Here is a 1,614-nt window from a genome sequence, read left to right on the forward strand (position 1 = left end):
GTGAATGTGTTGTGGTAGCTCTATTCTACAGAAGGGACTTCCTTTTTTCTATTTACACAAAATATTTTACACTCTCTTCAGTCTGCATGGAAATCAAGTTATTATTGGGAATTCCAGCTTAATCTATAGTAAGCAATATATTCTTATTATTCATTTTGAAATTTTGCAGCAGAGTCTTACATTTTTTTGTCATTTTTTTTTCACATTTTTAATATTAGCGATGCTATTTTATCATTAAGTACTATCAAAAATAGGACTGTAACAATAATCATCGTATCGTGATTTGGAAAATACCTAAATCCTAATAATAAAAATAGTAGTGCTATGAATGTTATTACATAAGCTATCTTTCTTTTTCTATCTACCGTCACTTCATTCACCTTCAATCCTACTAGCTATCCTGTGTCCATATAGCAGTTGGAACTAAGAGATGGGCTTTATTCCTCGAAAATCTTATAATTACTCCTTTGTTGAGATCCACACTTCCTGCTTTATCTATCAAGAACGCTGCCGCAGTCGATGCGAAAACACCTGCAATTGGGGAAAATAAACTTGATAGAGCCCCAACTCCTAGAGCTAACGCTGCTTTTGAATACGAACTATCTAAATATAGGTACTTCAAGTCATTGCTCATTACAATCATTTTATTTACGCCTCTACGTAGCATGACTGATCTGGTATTCATTTCAATTTCTTCCTTGGTCCAAATATCTTCTGGATCATAACCTTTCTCAATTGCTAAATTCATTAGGTCTTGGAAAGTTATACTGGTGATTTCTGCTATAACCTCATCTGAAAGATATTCTAGTAGTACACCATACGTTCCTTCTTCATCTACATACTCATTTTCATTTGTATTGGTGTTAACTTCTGATGCAATTGCTACAGTATTCCCAATAGTTCCAACACCTAAAATTATCGCAGCACACACACAAATCGCTTTAATCTTATTCAGCATTTTCATCTACCTCGTTTTAATTAATTACTTTTACAATATTACAATACACAATTATACACGACTAAACAATGTATAAAATTGTTCTTTCGGTGTTTGTCCACTTCATCCAACACAATAATAGAAAATAGTTAGTAAGAGAATAATAATTAGTATTCATCAAAAACTGAAGAAAGATTACCCTTTTCGATTTTTCCTTATTCTGAAAGCGTGCTATCACTGAATCCAATTATTGCTTCAACTTCTTTATACGATTTACCGAAAATAATTTATCCATAAACAGACCACTTTTTTGGCGTACTGGTTGCTCTCGAGCAGCCTTCCTTGTAATCTTGTAATTCCGATTATTCTTTCTTTTAAAGGATACAAGCGTATTTACATCGAGCTTAAATAATCGAAAAAAGTATTTCTTTTCTCTATAAGTTCCTTCATTAGAATCATCTTACAAATCTAAAGACATCTGTTCAAAAGCGTGTGGCTTTCATTTTATTGCCTTAACGTTATAATTTATTTGCGAAATACGATAATTGGTACAAGTTACAACACAAAGGGCCGACCTACTGCGAATAGGTCGGCCCTTATTTTGTGCTGGAAGCAACGGCTAGCGACTGTCCTAGAAGCAGCTTACTTTTGATGATTGTATTCTTAGAAATAAGTGG

The 1,614-nt window shown here is 33.3% G+C and carries 1 protein-coding gene; it reads right to left on the bottom strand.

Going from position 1 to position 1,614, the window contains the following annotated elements; genetic code table 11:
• Nucleotides 1–391 precede the first annotated feature (391 nt).
• Nucleotides 392–958 carry a hypothetical protein gene (locus tag EG2_RS18135; RefSeq protein WP_050762678.1) on the bottom strand — a complete coding sequence of 189 codons (567 nt, stop codon included), beginning with the start codon at nt 956–958 and terminating at the stop codon, nt 392–394.
• Nucleotides 959–1,614: the final 656 nt, after the last annotated feature.

This window comes from Enterococcus gallinarum NBRC 100675 (assembly GCF_001544275.1).
Lineage (GTDB): Bacteria > Bacillota > Bacilli > Lactobacillales > Enterococcaceae > Enterococcus_D > Enterococcus_D gallinarum.